Genomic DNA, 17430 nt, shown 5'->3' with positions numbered 1-17430 from the left:
GCGCTGCGCGCCCCCCAGGTGCAGCGCTCTACAATCCGCCCCATGCGCGCTGCCCACACCCTCCTCCTGCTGGCCCTCATCGCCGGCCCCGCCCTGGCCCAGACCCCTGATCAAAACGCGGCCCAGCGCACGACTGATCAGCGCGAGCAGCTACCAAATCAGGAGCAATCGGCAGGCCGCCAGAACCAGCGCGTCGAGCGCATCCAGGTCGAAGACGAAGGCAGCCGCGTGAACGAGCTGCGGGTGGGCGGCCAGACGCAGAGCATCACCGTGCAGCCCAAGACCGGCAGCATGCCCGAATACGAAGTGCAGCCCGGCGAAGGCGCCCGCACCCGCCCACGCAACGGCGCCGAGACCAACACCGCCCCGCGCGTGTGGAACGTGATGAAGTTCTGAACCCCCGGCCGCCCGCCACGGCGCGGCCACCGGGAGATCCGGCGCGCGGCGGCTTCGGCTGCCTTCCCTGCATTCGCACTTCCGTGCCTTTTTCCTCTCCCCTCCTTTTTCCTTTTCTTCGTTTGCGCTGAGCGATGGCCGTCTTCACCGAAGTCTCCAAGAAAGAGGCGCGCGACCTGCTGCGCCGTTTGCAACTGGGCACGCTGGTATCGCTGCGCGGGATCGAGGGCGGGATCGAGAACACCAACTACTTTCTCACCAGCGACCAGGGCGAGTACGTGCTCACGCTGTTCGAGCGGCTCACCGCCGAGCAGTTGCCGTTCTACCTGCACCTGATGAGGCACCTGGCGCACGCCGGCATTCCCGTGCCCGACCCGCGGGCCGACAAGCACGGCGACATCCTGCACAGCGTGGCCGGCAAGCCGGCCGCGGTGGTGAGCAAGCTGCGCGGCAAGAGCCAGCTGGCGCCCGAAGCCTCGCACTGCGCCGCCGTGGGCGCCACGCTGGCGCGCATGCACCTCGCCGGGCACGGCTACGAACGCCGCCAGCCCAATCTTCGCGGGCTGGCCTGGTGGAACGAGACCGTTCCCGCCGTGCTGCCCCACGTGGGCGAGGAACAGGCCGCGCTGCTGCGCTCCGAGCTGGCCTACCAGAACCACGTGGCGGCCTCCGCCGGCTATGCCGCGTTGCCCCGCGGGCCGGTGCATGCCGACCTGTTCCGCGACAACGTGATGTTCGACGGCGAAGAGCTGACTGGCTTCTTCGACTTCTACTTCGCGGGCGTGGACACCTTCCTCTTCGATCTGGCCGTGTGCCTGAACGACTGGTGCATCGACCTGCCCACGGGCGCGCACCACGACGCGCGGGCCCGCGCGATGCTGGACGCCTACCAAAGCGTGCGCCCGCTCACCGCCGACGAGCGCACCCTGCTGCCCGCCATGCTGCGCTCCGGCGCGCTGCGTTTCTGGATCTCGCGGCTGTGGGATTTCCACCTGCCGCGCGAGGCCTCGCTGCTGACGCCGCACGACCCCACGCACTTCGAGCGCGTGCTGCGCGAACGCCTGGCACACCCCGTGCATGCCTGAACGGACGCGGGCGGCCCGCCGCCGGCCGCATGTCCCTGGCCCGTGCACGGCTTGGGGCCCCTCCACCACAATCCACCCATGAAACTCCACATCGTTCCCGCCCGTACCGGCCTTGACTGGGTCCGGCTCGGCATCCGCGTCTTCTGGCGCCAGCCGATGGCGCTGGCAGCCCTGTTCTTCATGACCATGGCCGCGATGTCGCTGGCCACCCTGCTGCCCCTGATCGGCCCGGCCGTCGCGCTGGCCCTGCTGCCCTCGGCCACGCTGGCCATGATGGTGGCCGCGGGCGAGGCCACGCAGGGGCGCTTTCCCACGCCAGCGCTGCTGCTGGTGGCGTTTCGCACCGGGCGCCAGCGGCTGCGCGACATGCTCATCCTGGGCGCCCTGTACGCCGTGGGCTTTCTGGCGGTGATGGCGATTTCGGCCCTGGTGGACGACGGGCAGTTCGCCCGCGTGTACCTGGGCGGCGAGCAGCTCACGCGCGAGGTGGCCGAGGCGGGGGACTTCCAGGCCGCCATGTGGCTGGCCCTGGCGCTGTACGTGCCGCTGTCGCTGCTGTTCTGGCATGCGCCGGGCCTGGTGCACTGGCACGGCGTGCCGCCCGTGAAGGCATTGTTCTTCAGCATGGTGGCTTGCCTGCGCAACTTCAGCGCCTTCACCGTCTATGGCCTGGTGTGGACGGGCGTGTTCCTGGGCGCGGGCATCGTGGTCAGCATTGGCGTCACGCTGCTGGCGCTCCTGGGCCTGGGCAGCGGCGTGGCAGGCGGCATCATGGTGGCGACGGCGCTCATGCTGGCGGCGATGTTCTTCACCTCGGTGGTGTTTTCGTTCCGCGACTGCTTCGAGCCACCGGAGCGGCGCCTGGTCTCGCCTCCGTCCGAGGCCGCCGCCGAGCCGCCCGGCCCGCTCTGACGCGCATGCCCTTCGGGGCCCGGCCACGGGGCCAAAGCCCCCGGGCCACCGCCGACCGGACGAGCGCGGTCCGGTCCGGCCGACGGGCCCGCATCCGCCCGTCGATCGCTCCGATCCCCTGCATGGGGCCCGAGGCAGCGGTCAACGCGGCCGCCAGCGTCACGCGGCTGTCACCATTCCTTCAAATCGCTGTCACGGGCGATTCCTAGCATCCGGGCAGTGGAAGCGGCATTGCGTCGTTTCCGCGTTTGGCTCGCCGGCCTGCCGCTCCCCACGGCCGTTGCCGGCGGCGTATCGCACCCCTCTCCTTTCCGGAACAAAACGATGTCCCACACCCCGATGCCCACCCGCCGCAAGGCCCTGCAATTCCTCGCCGGCGTGCCGATGCTGCCGCTGGGCGCCAGCGCCTCCGCATCCTTCCTGACCGCCTGCGGCGGCGGCAGCGATGGCGCCACGTTCGCATCGGCCAGCTTCAGCTCGATGGCCGCGCCCACGCTGTCCAACCCGGCTGCCATGGCGACCACGTCCGTGGGCTCCACGATGAGCGTGAAGTTCAGCGACAACTCGGTGCAGAACTACCAGCTGGCCTACCAGCCCTTCTTCGTGACGGGCGACATGGTGTCCGACGGCAAGGGCGGCAAGATCCTCGCGGGCGGCTATGTGGACATCAACAACAAGGCCATCACCGACACCACCGTGGCCGGCAAGGAACGCCAGTTCTTCTCCGACTCGCCGGACGGTACCTCGCTGCTGACCGTGGCCAATGCCAAGGTGGACGGCGTGAAGGGCAACCCCGTGTTCGCCGTGGTGCAGTTCGAGTACACCACCTGGGCGCAGGACGGCAAGACCGACATGTACGGCAAGCTGCCCTCCCCCATCGCCGTGCTGAGCCTGGACCAGGACCCCGCCACGGGCAAGCTGTCGCTGGTCAAGTACCACAACGTGGACACCTCCAAGGTGCACGGCCTGTGGATCACCTGCGGCGCGAGCCTGTCGCCCTGGGGCACCCACCTGTCCAGCGAAGAGTACGAGCCGGACGCCTTCACCATCGCCTCCAACGCGCAGTTCAAGGCCTACAGCAAGAACCTGTACGGCAGCGAGACGGCGGCCAACCCCTATCACTACGGCCACATGCCCGAAGTGACGGTGAACGCCGACGGCACCGCCAGCATCAAGAAGCACTTCTGCATGGGCCGCATCTCGCACGAGCTGGTGCAGGTCATGCCCGACCAGCGCACCGCGCTGATGGGTGACGACGCCACCAACAGCGCCTACTTCGTCTTCGTGGCCGACAAGGAAAAGGACCTGTCCTCCGGCACGCTGTACGCCGCCAAGGTCGGCGCGGGCTTCTCCATCGACCCCGCCGCGGCCACGGCCGCGCCGCTCACCTGGATCAAGCTGGGCTCCGCCACCAGCGCCGAGATCGAGGCCCTGGCCGGCAAGCTCAAGCCCACGGACATCATGACCGTCGCCAGCGCCGACCCCAAGGACACGACCTTCACCAAGATCGTCGCCAACGGCAAGACCGAGTGGATCAAGCTGAACGCCGGCATGGAAAAGGCCGCCGCCTTCCTGGAAACCCACCGCTACGCCGCCCTGCTGGGCGCCAGCCTGGGCTTCACCAAGATGGAAGGCACCACGGTCAACGCCAAGGACAAGATCGCCTACTCGGCACTGCAGAACATCCAGACCTCGATGGTGGCGGGCAACGCGGCCAACGTGCCGGGCAACGGCATCTCGGTGCCCAAGCAGCTCGTGGCCGGTGCCGTGATGGCGCTGAACCTGCGCGGCGGCCAGAAGGACACCACCGGCGCCGCGATCAACAGCGACTGGATGCCCGTGGACACCAAGGCCCTGCTGGCCGGCGAAGACATCACGGCCGACGCCCTGGGCAACACCGCCAACCCGAACAACATCGCCAACCCGGACAACCTCAAGTTCTCCGAAAAGCTGCGCACGCTGTTCATCGGCGAGGACAGCAGCCAGCACGTCAACAACTTCCTGTGGGCGTACAACGTGGACACCAAGCAGCTGTCGCGCCTGATGTCGGTGCCCGCGGGCGGCGAATCCACCGGTCTGCATGCGGTGGACGAGATCAACGGCTTCACCTACATCATGAGCAACTTCCAGCACGCTGGCGACTGGGGCAGCATCCACAGCAAGGTCAAGGACACGCTGGACCCGCTGGTGCGCGCCAACTACAAGGACAAGTTCGGCTCGGCCGTGGGCTACCTGACGGGCACGCCGTCGCAGATGAAGCTGAGCTGAGCGCAGCCGCTCCTCCGGCCCCGGACCCGTGCCAGCGCGGCACGGCCGGTGCCCACCCAAAAGCGAGGCCTTGGCCTCGCTTTTTTCATGGGTTTGGCACACGGCGGCACCTATGGCGCACCGCCACAGAAGATTGGAGCAAAAACCGGCTCCAGCACATATTCTTCTAAGGCATACAGCTACAAAAACAATAGCAAATAGCCTCTCTCATGGAGACCCGCCCTTCTCGGCCGCTCCGCGCATGGCGGTACGGGGCGAAGGGTTGTCTTCAAATGATAATAAATCGCATTCTTATAATGCCCGCTCACTCAGGCGCACCGGGCGCCGTGCTGCCGACCGGCGGCCGGATGCCCCCACCTTGCCGCCTGTTCCCGCTGCCGCTTCCACCGGCCGCTGCCCCGGGCCCGAGCCCGGCGGCACGCGGCCCGGCGCCCTGCCTCCGGCAGGCCGGAAAGCGTCCGCCCGGTCCGTTTTTACCCAACCTGGAGATGCCCATGACGACCCCCTTGTTCAGAACCGCCGCCCTCTCCGCCCTGCTGGCCGCCAGTCCGCTCGGCGCCGTGGGCGTGGCCCAGGCACAAGGCACCGCCGTCCAGGCTTCCCAGCCCGCCACCGCCAATGCCGTGGCCGCCCACTACGCCACGCTGGTGCACGCCAACTACGAAGACACGCTGAACGCAGCCAAGGCCATGCAGGCCGCCATCAAGGCCTTCACGGCCAAGCCGTCGGTGGAGACGCTGGCCGAGGCCCGCAAGACCTGGCTGGCCGCGCGCGAGTTCTATGGCCAGACCGAGGCGTTCCGTTTCTACGGCGGCCCGATCGACGACGACAAGGGCCCCGAAGGCCAGATCAACGCCTGGCCCATGGACGAGTCGTACGTGGACAGCGTCGAAGGCAAGCCCGACGCCGGCCTGGTGAACAACCGCCAATTCGCCATCACCAAGAAGAACCTCGCTGCGCAGAACGAGCGCGGCGGCGAGGAGAACATCGCCACCGGCTGGCACGCCATCGAGTTCTTCCTGTGGGGCCAGGACCTGTCGGAAACCGGCCCGGGCGACCGCAACTTCGAGGACTTCGTCGATGGCAAGGGCAAGAACGCCGACCGCCGCCGCCAGTACCTGACCGTGGTCACCGACCTGCTGATCGACGACCTCACCTTCCTCGTCAAGGCCTGGGACCCCAAGGCCAGGAACAACTACCGCGCCAAGTTCGCCAAGGGCGGGCAGGAATCGGTGCGCAAGATGCTGGTGGGCCTGGGCTCGCTCTCGCGCGGCGAACTGGCCGGCGAGCGGCTGGAGGTCGCGCTCAACAGCCAGGACCAGGAAGACGAGCACTCCTGCTTTTCCGACAACACGCACCGCGACGCGGTGACCAATGCCCAAGGCATCCAGAACGTGTGGCTGGGCCAGTACCGGCGCGCCGACGGCAGCCAGGTGCAGGGCCCCTCGCTGCGCGACCTGGTGGCCGCCAAGGACGCGGCCCTGGCCGAAAAGACCACGCAGCAGATCGCCGCGTCGGTGAAGGCGGCCGAGGCGATCCAGGCGCCGTTCGACCGCGAGATCATCGGCGAGAAGGACGCGCCGGGCCGCCAGCGCATCCAGAAAACCATCGACAGCCTGAGCGCCCAGTCCAAGGACCTGGTCGCCGCCGCCAACGCCATCGGCATCACCCGGCTGACCCTCGTGCAACCCTGATCCCGCAATGCGTTTCCTGAAAGCCTTCCACCGCCGCCGCACCTGGCGCCTCGCGACCGCCAGCGCAGGCCTGGCGGCGGCCGCCACGGGCCTCGTGGCCAGCGGCCACCCGGACCCGCTGGGCGAGAAGCCCGGCGGCGACACCACCGTGTTCGCCACCGGGCGCAACGCCTTCTCGTTCCCCGCGGCCAACCTGCCGGACGAGGAGCGCACGCGCTTCGTCATCGGCAACTCGTTCTTTCGCCGCAACTGGGTGGAGGCACCCGCCTCGACCAAGGCGCGCGACGGCCTGGGGCCGCACTTCATCGCGCGCTCGTGCGGCGGCTGCCATGTGCAGGACGGCCGCGGCGCGCCGCCCGAGATCTTCAACCGCCTGGGCGAGACCAAGGACCCCACGGTGGCGCTGCTGATCCGCCTGTCCATCCCCGGTGCCGACGGCCACGGCGGACCGCTGCACGAGCCCGTGTACGGCGACCAGTTCAACAACGCGGGCATCACCGGCGTGAAGCCCGAGGGCCGCGTCACCCTGCGCTACCAGACCATCCAGGGCCAGTTCGCCGACGGCACGCCCTACACCCTGCTCGACCCGAAATACGGCTTTGCCGACTTAGGGTACGGGCCGATGCACCCGGACGTGATGGTCAGCCCGCGCATCGCGCCGCAGATCATCGGCGTGGGCCTGCTGGAGGCCATCGACGAGGCCGACATCCTGGCCAATGCCGCCGACCAGGCCAAGGCGCCCGGCCCCATCAAGGGCGTGCCCAACCGCGTGTGGGATGCGCCATCGGCCCGGATGATGATCGGCCGCTTCGGCTGGAAGGGCAACGTGGCCACCATCGCGCACCAGACCGGCGGCGCCTTCGTGGGCGACATGGGCATCACCTCGCGCCACTTCCCGCACGAGGCCTGCACGCCCGCGCAAAAGGACTGCCTGGCCGCGCCCAGCGGCAAGAGCGCGGGCCGCCAGGGCCAGCCGGGCGTGGAGATCGACGACAAGACCTTCGACGACGTGGTGTTCTACCAGGCCACGCTCGCCCCACCCGCCCGCCGCAAGGTGAACGACGTGCAGGTGCAGCGCGGCCAGGCGCTCTTCGCCCAGGCCCAGTGCGCCGCCTGCCACCGCCCCAGCTACGTCACCAAGGAAGGGCCGTTCCCGCGCCTGACCAGCAAGGCCGTCTCGGGCCAGCGCATCTGGCCCTACACCGACATGCTGCTGCACGACATGGGCGAAGCCCTGGCCGACCACCGGCCCGACTTCGCGGCCAACGGCCGGCAGTGGAAGACGCCCCCGCTGTGGGGCACGGGCCTGATCCAGGACGTGAACGGCCACACCCGCCTGCTGCACGACGGCCGCGCGCGCGGCGTGCTCGAAGCCATCCTGTGGCACGGCGGCGAGGCCGAGGAAGCCAAGCAGAACGTGCTCAAGATGAACAAGGCCGAGCGCGATGCGCTCGTGCAATTCGTGGAGTCGCTATGACGAAATCCCCTGCTCTGCGCCCCCTGCCCCGCCTGGCCGCGGTGGCGCTGTGCGCCCTGGCCGGCGCTGCGGCCACCGCGCAGACCAACTGGCGGCACGACGCCGTGCCGTTCTACGACACCACGCACGCCCTGCAAAGCCTCTACGGCCATTGGGCCCTGCCCCGCGCGGGCGAGTTCGCCACCGCGGCGCAGGCCCTGCCGCCCGCGCTGCGGGCCCTGTGCGATGCGCCGCCGGCACAGGCCGGCGCGGCGCTGGACGCCGCCCGCGGCGCCTGGCGCAGCACCATGCTCGCGTGGGAGAGCCTGGGCGCCGTGGCTGTGGGCCCGGTGATCGCCCGGCGCACGCAGCGCCAGATCGACTTCGCACCCACCCGGCCCCCGCTCATCGAGCGCGCCATCAAGGCCCAGCCGCAGGGTGCCAAGGCGTTCGAGCGCGTGGGCACGCCCGCCAAGGGCCTGCCCGCCCTCGAATGGCTGCTGTGGACGCAGCCGGCCCAGCCCGCCACGCCGGCCTGCCGGTACGCAGTGGAGACGGCGCTGGACGTGGAGCGCGAGGCCGTGGCGCTCAAGGCGGCGTTCGACAGCGCCGCCACCACCGACTGGGCAGCCGAGGACGAGCAGGAGCGCTCCACCCAGGCCATGGGCGAGTTCATCAACCAGTGGGTGGGCGGCATCGAACGCCTGCGCTGGGCGCACATGGAAAAGCCGCTGCGCGCCGCCCAGGGCAGCCGCACGCCGGACTACCCGCGCGCCGCCAGCGGCCTCACGCCCGAAGCCTGGGCCGCCGAATGGAAGGCCTTGCGCACGCTGGCCGTGCTGCCGCAGGGCGCCGCCCTGCCCAAGCCCGGCGAGGCCCTCGTGCCGCTCGAAACCTATCTGCGCGGTCGGGGCCTGAACCCCCTGGCCGACCAGTTGCTGCAGTCCACGCAGCGCATCGACACCGCCTTTGCCGCCCTGGCGCAGCCCGGAAAGAACACCGGGCCGCAGGTGCTGCAGGCGGCCAAGGAGCTGACCGCGCTCAAGCGCCTGGCCGAGGCCGAGATCGCGCCGGCGCTGCAGGTGAGCATCGGGTTTTCGGACGCCGACGGGGACTGACGCCATGCCAACCAAGCGACCGGAAGGCATCCCTGCCGCCTCGGCACCGCTGTCGCGCCGGCAGGCGCTGCGGCTCGGCGCAGGCCTGGGGCTGGCCGTGCCGCTGGCCGCCGCCTGGGCCGGCCCGGCCGCCGCCGCGGGCTCGCTGCGCCTGGCAGCGGCATGGCAGCAGGAAGACGGCAGCTACCGCATCGGTGTGCTGCAGGCCCGGCCCGGCCAGGACGCACCGCTGCGCGCAACGCACACCCTGGACATTCCCACCCGTGCCCACGGCCTTTGCCCCTTGCCGGACGGGAGCATCGTGGCGGCGTCGCGCCGGCCCGGCGACTGGCTGGTGCGCTGGTGGCCAGGCACCCCGCGCGAACCCGTTTGGCAGTGGACGGACGGCACCCGCTCGTTCAACGGCCACGTGATCGCATCGCCGGACGGACGCCTGCTCTACACCACCGAGACCGATGCCGACACCGGCCAGAGCCTGGTCGTGCAGCGCAGCGCCGAGCGGCTGGAGGCGGTGAGCGAATGGCCCACGCAGGGCATCGACGCGCACGAACTCATCTGGGACCGCCACACGCTCGCCGATGGCGTGCCCACCTTGATCGTCGCCAACGGCGGCGTGCCCACCGCGCCGGAGACCGGCCGCGTGAAACGCGCGCTGGAGACCATGGACTCGTCCGTCGTGCGGCTGCATGGCCGCACCGGTGGCGTGCTGGGCCAATGGCGGCTGGACGACCGGCGGCTGAGCCTTCGGCACCTGGCCTGGAGCGCCGATGGCCGCGTGCTGGGCATCGCCCTGCAAGCCGAACACGACGGCCAGCCGGACCGGGAGGCGGCGCCCGTGCTGGCGCTCTTTGATGGCAAGGCGTTGCGGGCCGCCGCGCCCGTCCCCGCGCAGGGGCCTGGCGGCCCACGGGGCGGTTTGCAAGGCGGTTTGCGGGGGTATGGCGGCAGTATCGCCGCCACCCCCGAGGGATGGGCCGTGAGTTGCCCGCGCGCCCAGGGCATCGCCACCTTCAGCCCGCAGGGGGACTGGCAGCGCCTGGTGGCGCTGCCCGAGGTCTGCGCACTCGCCGTGAACGGCACCGCACTGTGGGCTGCCGGGCTGGACCACACCCTTGAAGACGCCCGCGGCGCCGCACCGCAGCCCCATCTCCACCGCAGCGGCCTGGCCAAGGCGCGTGTGGACAACCACTGGTACATCACCGGGTAAACCCTGCACACGCCCTCTTGAGAGATGTTGCATCGCGGAACACCAAAAATAAAAACTATCGAACTCATTACAAAATGGCAAAAATTTAGGACTTTTCCTTACACTCCGCCGGTTATCACGGGGTGCCCATGTCCTTTCTTCCTCCGCAACGCAAACATCTGATCGCGGCCCTGGTGGCTGGGGCCCTGCACTGCCATGCAGTGATGGCGGCGGACATCGTGCTTGCACCGCCGCCCAATGGCGGCTTCACGGTGACCAACACCGACAAAACCCAGATCCGCCTGCGCGTGGACGAGGCGTCAGGCTCCGTGACGGTGCCCGGACTGGCGTCGGCGCCGTCGCAGGCGACGCCGGTGTGCCATGGCCCCGGAGGCGCCCTCGGCAACTGTGCGGGCGTGGTGGGGGCCACCGGCGCGACAGGTGCCACGGGCGCTACAGGCCCGGCTGGCGCCACCGGGGCGACCGGCATCGCGGGTCCGACCGGCCCCACGGGCATCGCCGGCCCGACAGGGACCACCGGCCTATCCGGCGCCACCGGGGCCACAGGCAGTGCCGGGCCCACCGGGGCGACCGGCGTGACAGGACCCACGGGCACCACCGGAGCGACGGGGGCCCTCGGCCCCACGGGCAGCGCGGGAGTGGCCGGGCCCACGGGCCCCACGGGATCGGCAGGCGCCACGGGCGCCACAGGCTCCACCGGTGGCACCGGCCCTGCGGGCCCGACCGGCGCGGCAGGCTCGGTGAGCACGGGAGTCACCGTGCGCGAGATCACGCTGCAACCGGTGAATGCACAGGCCTGCGCCGTCACCTCCTGCTGCAATGCGGGCGAGAAGGTGCTGGGCGGCGGCCATTCCGCAAGCACCGGCCAGACATCGCCCGAGGACATCGGCGTCTATCTGGGCGAGAGCCGCCCGGTGGCCAATTGCGGCGGCAATGCGGGCACCTTCGGTTGGACGATCCGCGCCCTCAACTCCTATCGCTCGGACCTGCAAAGCTGCACGGCCTACGCGATCTGCGCCCAGTAACGGCGCTGGCTTCACCCACGGCCCGCATCGCCCCATGACCGCCCAGCCCACCGTGGCACCCCTTGCGCCCAACGACTTCCCGCCCATGCGGCGGCTGGCGCACGGCATGGCCGAAGTGGCTGCGGCGCTGCAAGAGGTCCATGCATTGCCGGACAGCCTCTGGGGCCCGCATTTCAATCTGGCGAAGCACAACGGCGGCTGGCACGTGGCGGCCCTGCGCAGCACATCCCGCTCGCCGCTGCCTGCCGCGCCAGGCGAGTTCGCCGCGGACTTCTTCCAGGACGAAGCCACGATGGCGCAATGCCCCGCCATTCGGACCCTGGTGGCCGGCATCACGGAAGGCGCGCCGCTCAAATCGGTGCGCGTGCTGCGCCTGGCGCCCGGTGGCACCATCCTGGAACACGCCGATGCCGGCGTGGGGCTGCGGGATGGCGAGGTGCGTTTGCACCTGCCGCTGCAGACGCATGACGAAGTCTTTTTCCATGTGGGTGGCCAGCGGGTGCCCATGCGCACGGGCGAGTGGTGGTATGCCGATTTCTCCCTGCCGCACCGGGTTTGCAACCGGGGCACGGTCGAGCGGCTGCATCTGGTGGTGGATTGCGAGGCGACGCCCCGCCTGCGCCAGGCCATCGCCGCGGGCGATGCCGGGCGGCCCTACCCGCCCGAACAGGACCCGCAGTGGCGGTTCGCGCGGTTTCGGGACCAGGTCTTCGACGAGCCGGCGCTGCAGGATCGCCTGCTGGGCATCCACTCGCGGGAGGCATTCGCGCAGGCCTGCATGGAACTAGGCCAGGCCCGTGGATGGGCCTTCACCGAGGCGGAAGTCCTGTCCGCCATGGCCTCTGGGCGGCAGGCATGGATGCAGCAATGGGTCGTCTGAATTTCGAGGGCTGGTCGCCCATCCGCATCTATCCCGGGGCCGGCGGCGAGACGCTGGTGGACTGGATGCGCGCGCCGCCCGAAGTCACGCGCGCACCCTTCTTCTCGGACGGGGTGCAGGATGCGATGCATCACCCCTTCCACCAGGGGTTTCGCCGGCAGACACCGCTGTCCGATCTGCTCGACTGGGCCCAGGCCTCGCCGGGCCTGGCGCCCTCGGGCATCGTCTTTCACGTGTCGCGCTGCGGCTCGACGCTCGTGACGCAGGCCTTCGCGGCGCTGGACAGCCACGTCACCCTATCGGAGCCTCCGCTGCTGGACGATCTGATGCGCGCGAACGCCCTGCTGCCCGGCATGGATCGGGCACTGGCGGTTCCCGCGGCCAGGGCGGTGGCCAGCGCCTGGTCGCAGCCGCTGCGGCCGGGCCACGGGGCAAGGCGCAGCCACCTCGTCATCAAATGCGATTGCTGGGCCACAGGCTATGCGGACCAGATCGCGCAAACCTGGCCCGACACCCCATGGCTTTTCCTGTACCGGGACCCACTGGAAGTGCTGGTGTCCCAATTGCAGCAGCGCGCGGCCTACCTGATCCCGGGCGGGCCCCTCGGCGTCAACCCCGCCAGCATCGCGTTCGACGATGCCTTGCACATGGGGCCCGAAGCCTATTGCGCCCGCAGCCTGGGCGCCCTCTACGAAACCATGGTGCAGCAGTTCCGGCCGGAGCGCACGCTGCTGCTCGACTACCGGCAGCTTCCATCGGCCATCCTCACGGAGGTCGCGCCGCATTTCGGCATGGCGCTCGACGCTGCGGCCACCGAGCAGGCCGAACTCACCTTCGCTGTCCATGCGAAGCACCCCAACCACCCGTTCGCACCCGACGCGCAGCGCAAGCACAGCCAGGCTTCGCCTCGCCTGCACGAACTGGCCATGCAATGGATCGATCCCCACTACCGCGCTTTGGAAGCCATGCGCGCGGCGGCGGGTAAGGCCTCCATGCATGCCGGCGGAACCCCTTCCGAAGCCCTTGAAGCCGGTTGACCACGCAATGACTTTTTCGCCCCCCTCTCCTGCGCGACTCGGCCGACGTGGCTTCCTGGGCGCCTCCGTGTCCACGGCAGCGACCGTGGCCTGCGCCGCCGCGCCGGCCCTGGCAGCGCCGACGGACCAGCAGCCCCTGGCGCGACACGGCATCCGGCGGACGGTCGGCGTCCTGCTGCCGGAATCGTCGCGCTACCCCACCCTTTCCGCGGAGTTCCTGGCCGGCCTGCAAGTGGGCGCCGAAGCCTCGGAACACCCCCCGCGTTGGCTGCCGCTGCCCTACGGGCGCAGTCCCCAGGCCGCGCTGCGGCAGGCGCGTGCCGCCGTCGGATCCGGTGCGGTCGACGCGCTGGCAGGATGGCTGCCGATGCAGTCGGCCCGGGATCTGGTGCCGCTCCTGGAAGCGAACCAGGTGCCTTTTCTGGCCAGCGACACGGGGGCCGACCGGCTGCCCACACGGCTGGCCGCCCGCTCGCCGTGGCTGATTGCGCACACGTTGGGGCTGTGGCAGTCCTGCGCGGTGCTGGGGCAGGAAGCCCCGCGGCGCTGGGGCAGCCGCGCCCTGCTGTGCATGGGCTTTCTGGAAAGCGGCTACGACTTTCCGCATGAATTTCGCCGCGCGTTCGAGGCCGCAGGCGGCACGGTGTCCGCAGTGCACGTCTCCGGCCTGCCCGACGGCTCCGACGAGTTCGCCGGCTTGCGTTCGGCCTGGCATTCCGCCCGCGCCGACTTCGTGGTGGGCCTGTATTCCGGCGCGCAGGCCTTGCGCTTTCAGCGGCAGTGGAGCCAGTTGCAGCCGCACAGCCCGCCCCCCGTGGTGGGCACCCTCTTTTCGCAAGGGCCGGCGGACGCTGTCCAGGCGCTGCCGAGAGGCTGGGCCAGCGTGGCCTCCTGGAACGCCGGGTCCGATGCCTGCCGGTCGATCGCCGCCCGTTGCACGCCTCGGGGCGCCGGTTCGCTAACGGACCTGAGCGGCCCGGCCCTGCTCGGCTTCGAGGCCGGGCAGCGCTTCGCGCAGTGGCAGAGCAACAGCGCGGGGGTTGAACAACTGGCCCTCCTGTGTGCGGCCCCGGACAATGGCCCCCGCGGCGTCCAGCCCCACGATCTGGTGAGCGGCGAGCGCAACGGCACCCACTGGCTTCGCGGCGGCACGCCCGCAACGGGCGTTGCCACCGAGCTGGCATGGGCCACGCGCGGCACCCCGGCACCGCTCGGAGCCCCCGGCTGCAGCGGCTGGGCCACCCCTTATCTCGTGACTTAATGGAAGAACATCATGGCTGCAGACCCATTCCTCGGTGAAATCTCCGTGTTCGCAGGCAACTACGCGCCCCGAAACTGGGCTTTCTGCTGGGGCCAGCTGCTGGCGATCTCCAGCAACAGCGCATTGTTCTCGCTGCTGGGCACCACCTACGGCGGCAATGGCCAGACCACCTTTGCGCTGCCCGATCTGCGCGGCCGTATACCGCTGGGCATGGGCCAATTGCCTGGCGGAAGCTTCTACAGCCAGGGGCAGATGGGCGGGCAGGAGAGCGTCACGCTCAACATCAACAACATGCCGATGCACAACCACACCACGACCGTGGCGGTGAACAGCGGCGCGGGCAACTCGGCAGCGCCCAACGGCCGGTATCTGGCCGCTTCCGACCGGCGCGACAACCAATACACCAACCAGGCCCCCGACGGCAACCTGGCCGGCATTACGACGGGGCTGGCCGGAAACAGCGTGCCGCACGAGAACATGCAGCCTTATCTCTCCCTCAACTTCATCATCGCGCTCGTAGGGACCTTTCCGGCGCGAAATTGAGGCACGCCGCGGGGCAGCGCATGCTGGCCCGCCCCATGGTGCGCAATCAATCCACCACGGTCAGCTTGGCCACCGACAGCGCCAGCCATTTGGTGCCATGCCGGGGAAAGTTCACCTGGGCGCGCGCATCGTCGCCGGTGCCCTCCAGCGCCAGCACCTTGCCCTCGCCGAACTTGGTGTGGAACACGCCCAGCCCCACGCGCAGCCCGTGCGACGGCGCGGCCTTCTGCACCGGGACCGGCGGGCTGGCGAACGATTCCGACTTGGATCCAAATCCGCCTCTCGCGTTAGATCCATATGCACCGCCCGCTCCTGAATTAGGAGCAAACGTGCCGAACCCCTGCTGCTTGGGTGTGATCCATTTCAGCGCGGCTTCGGGCAGTTCGTCGAAAAACCGGCTCTTGATGTTGTAGCGCGTCTGGCCGTGCAGCAGCCGGGTCTGCGAATGGCTCAGGTACAGGCGCTTTCGCGCGCGGGTGATGGCCACGTACATCAGGCGCCGCTCTTCCTCCAGCCCTTCGCGGTCGCTCATCGCGTTCTCGTGGGGGAACAGGCCCTCTTCCATGCCGCCGATGAACACGGCGTCGAATTCCAGGCCCTTGGAGGCGTGCACGGTCATGAGCTGCACGGCATCCTGGCCGGCCTGCGCCTGGTTGTCGCCCGCCTCCAGCGCCGCGTGGGTCAGGAAGGCGGCCAGGGGCGAGAGTGTCTCGCCGGTATCGGTGTCCACGATGCCCGCCACGCCGCTGGGCAGCGGCTCGTCGGTCGTGGGCAGCGACGGGTCCAGGCCCTGGCTCGCCGGGCTTTGCGTGAGCGGCGTGCCATGCTCGTCCACCGGCAGCGCGATGGCGTCGCGCCCGAAACCTTCCTGCGTGACGAAGCTCTCGGCCGCGTTCACCAGTTCCTGCAGGTTTTCGATGCGGTCGGCGCCTTCCTTCTCGGTGCGGAAGTGCTCCAGCAGGCCGCTCGATTCCAGCATCTGCTCGATGATGCCGCGCAGGGTCATGCCCTGCGTCTGCTCGCGCAGCACGTCGACCAGGGCGACGAAGCTGCCCAGGTTGGCGCCGGCCTTGCCCGGCACCGCGGTGACGGCATCGTGCAGCGAGCAGCCCGCGCTGCGCGCCGCGTCCTGCAGCACCTCGACCGTGCGCGCGCCGATGCCGCGCGGCGGGAAATTGACCACGCGCAGAAAGCTCGTGTCGTCGTGCGGGTTCTCCAGCACGCGCAGGTAGGCCAGCGCGTGCTTGATTTCGGCCCGCTCGAAGAAGCGCAGGCCGCCATACACGCGGTAAGGCACAGCGGCATTGAACAGGGCCGACTCGATCACCCGGCTCTGCGCATTGCTGCGGTAGAGCACGGCCACTTCCTTGCGTTCGAAACCATCGCTGCGCACGAGCTGGCGGATCTCCTCCACCATCCACTGCGCCTCGGCCAGGTCGGTGGTGGCCTCGAACACGCGCACCGGCTCGCCGGGACCCTGCGTGGTGCGCAGGTTCTTGCCCAGGCGCTTGCTGTTGTGGCTGATGAGAGCGTTGGCCGAATCGAGGATGTTGCTGTAGCTGCGGTAGTTCTGCTCCAGCTTGATCTGGCGCTGCACGTCGAACTCGCGCACGAAGTCGGCCATGTTGCCCACGCGCGCACCGCGAAAGGCATAGATGCTCTGGTCGTCGTCTCCCACGGCGATCACGCTGCCGCGCGCCTGGAACTGGCCGTCCGCCACGTCGCCCGCGAGCTGCTTGAGCCAGGCGTACTGCAGCTTGTTGGTGTCCTGGAACTCATCCACCAGGATGTGCTGGAAGCGCCGCTGGTAATGCGCGCGCACCGGATCGTTGTCGCGCAGCAGTTCGTAGCTGCGCAGCATCAGTTCGCCGAAATCGACCACGCCCTCGCGCTGGCACTGCTCTTCGTACAGTTGGTACAGCTCGACCTTCTTGCGGGCATCGGCATCGCGTGCGTCCACGTCGCCCGGGCGCAGGCCCTCTTCCTTGCAACCGCTGATGAAGTACTGCACCTGCTTCGGGGGAAAGCGCTCCTCGTCGATGTTGAACTGCTTGCACAGCCGCTTGACGGCCGAAAGCTGGTCCTGCGTGTCCAGGATCTGGAAGGCCTGCGGCAGGCCGGCCAGCTTGTAGTGCGCCCGCAGCAGGCGGTTGCACAGCCCGTGGAAGGTGCCGATCCACATGCCGCGCACGTTCACCGGCAGCATGGCCGACAGGCGCAGGACCATCTCCTTGGCGGCCTTGTTGGTGAAGGTGACGGCCAGGATGCCGCCGGGCGTGGCATAGCCGTTCTGCAGCAGCCAGGCGATGCGGGTGGTGAGCACCCGGGTCTTGCCCGAGCCCGCGCCCGCAAGGATCAGGGCGTGCCCGGCAGGCAGCGTGACCGCGGCCAGTTGCTCGTCGTTCAGGTTCTGCAGCAGGGGCGAGGCGGCATCGGACTGGGGCGCGGGGCCGGCGTCGCCAGCACCGAAAGGCGCTGGCGCGCCGGAAAACAGGTCGTGTGGGAGCATGGCGCCATTGTAGGAACCTCCACCGGCCGCCCTCCGCCG

General features: G+C 69.7%; 14 protein-coding genes. 13 read left to right on the top strand and 1 reads right to left on the bottom strand.

From position 1 onward, the window contains the following. Positions 1-42 precede the first annotated feature (42 nt). The 13 genes from AVTE2539_RS03920 to AVTE2539_RS03860 all read left to right on the top strand — a co-directional run bounded on the left by AVTE2539_RS03920 (position 43) and on the right by AVTE2539_RS03860 (position 14882). Positions 43-396, top strand: coding sequence for a hypothetical protein (locus AVTE2539_RS03920; RefSeq protein WP_284395038.1), 354 nt, complete (start codon positions 43-45; stop codon positions 394-396). A 134-nt stretch (positions 397-530) separates the two neighbouring features. Beyond that, complete coding sequence (locus AVTE2539_RS03915) at positions 531-1481, top strand: homoserine kinase (RefSeq protein ID WP_284408423.1); 951 nt, start codon at positions 531-533, stop codon at positions 1479-1481. Positions 1482-1559: 78 nt separating this feature from the next. After that, positions 1560-2393 (top strand): BPSS1780 family membrane protein, encoded by an 834-nt coding sequence (locus AVTE2539_RS03910; protein ID WP_284408422.1) that lies wholly within the window; start codon positions 1560-1562, stop codon positions 2391-2393. A gap of 324 nt (positions 2394-2717) precedes the next feature. Further along, positions 2718-4661, top strand: coding sequence for a PhoX family protein (locus AVTE2539_RS03905; protein ID WP_284408421.1), 1944 nt, complete (start codon positions 2718-2720; stop codon positions 4659-4661). Between the two features lie 494 nt (positions 4662-5155). Continuing rightward, entirely contained in the window at positions 5156-6355 is a 1200-nt protein-coding gene (locus AVTE2539_RS03900; protein ID WP_284408420.1) for an imelysin family protein, read from the top strand. Positions 6356-6362: 7 nt separating this feature from the next. Next, positions 6363-7832 carry a di-heme oxidoreductase family protein gene (locus AVTE2539_RS03895; protein ID WP_284408419.1) on the top strand — a complete coding sequence of 490 codons (1470 nt, stop codon included), beginning with the start codon at positions 6363-6365 and terminating at the stop codon, positions 7830-7832. Further along, positions 7829-8929, top strand: a complete 1101-nt coding sequence (locus tag AVTE2539_RS03890; protein ID WP_284408418.1) for an imelysin family protein — start codon at positions 7829-7831, stop codon at positions 8927-8929. The genes AVTE2539_RS03895 and AVTE2539_RS03890 overlap by 4 nt, the downstream gene beginning before the upstream one ends. 4 nt (positions 8930-8933) lie before the next feature. After that, complete coding sequence (locus AVTE2539_RS03885) at positions 8934-10136, top strand: DUF1513 domain-containing protein (RefSeq protein WP_284408417.1); 1203 nt, start codon at positions 8934-8936, stop codon at positions 10134-10136. A 128-nt stretch (positions 10137-10264) separates the two neighbouring features. Next, positions 10265-11161, top strand: coding sequence for a hypothetical protein (locus AVTE2539_RS03880; RefSeq protein WP_272564554.1), 897 nt, complete (start codon positions 10265-10267; stop codon positions 11159-11161). A gap of 34 nt (positions 11162-11195) precedes the next feature. Next, positions 11196-12041, top strand: coding sequence for an aspartyl/asparaginyl beta-hydroxylase domain-containing protein (locus AVTE2539_RS03875; RefSeq protein ID WP_284408416.1), 846 nt, complete (start codon positions 11196-11198; stop codon positions 12039-12041). After that, on the top strand, positions 12029-13078 hold the full coding sequence (locus AVTE2539_RS03870) for a sulfotransferase family protein (RefSeq protein WP_284408415.1): 1050 nt from the start codon (positions 12029-12031) through the stop codon (positions 13076-13078). Before AVTE2539_RS03875 ends, AVTE2539_RS03870 begins: the two co-directional genes overlap by 13 nt. Before the next feature lie 7 nt (positions 13079-13085). Further along, a complete protein-coding gene (locus AVTE2539_RS03865; protein ID WP_284408414.1) occupies positions 13086-14339 on the top strand; it encodes an ABC transporter substrate-binding protein in 1254 nt (417 codons plus the stop codon). Positions 14340-14351: 12 nt separating this feature from the next. Next, positions 14352-14882: a phage tail protein gene (locus AVTE2539_RS03860; protein ID WP_272564558.1), complete on the top strand. Its 531-nt coding sequence runs from the start codon at positions 14352-14354 to the stop codon at positions 14880-14882. A gap of 46 nt (positions 14883-14928) precedes the next feature. On the opposite strand, the gene AVTE2539_RS03855 is transcribed toward AVTE2539_RS03860, so the two are convergent. Beyond that, entirely contained in the window at positions 14929-17391 is a 2463-nt protein-coding gene (locus AVTE2539_RS03855) for a UvrD-helicase domain-containing protein (RefSeq protein WP_284408413.1), read from the bottom strand. Positions 17392-17430: the final 39 nt, after the last annotated feature.

Origin of the sequence: Acidovorax sp. SUPP2539 (genome assembly GCF_030158975.1) — a bacterium.
Lineage (GTDB): Bacteria > Pseudomonadota > Gammaproteobacteria > Burkholderiales > Burkholderiaceae_C > Paracidovorax.
This window is presented reverse-complemented; position numbering and strand designations above follow the sequence as displayed.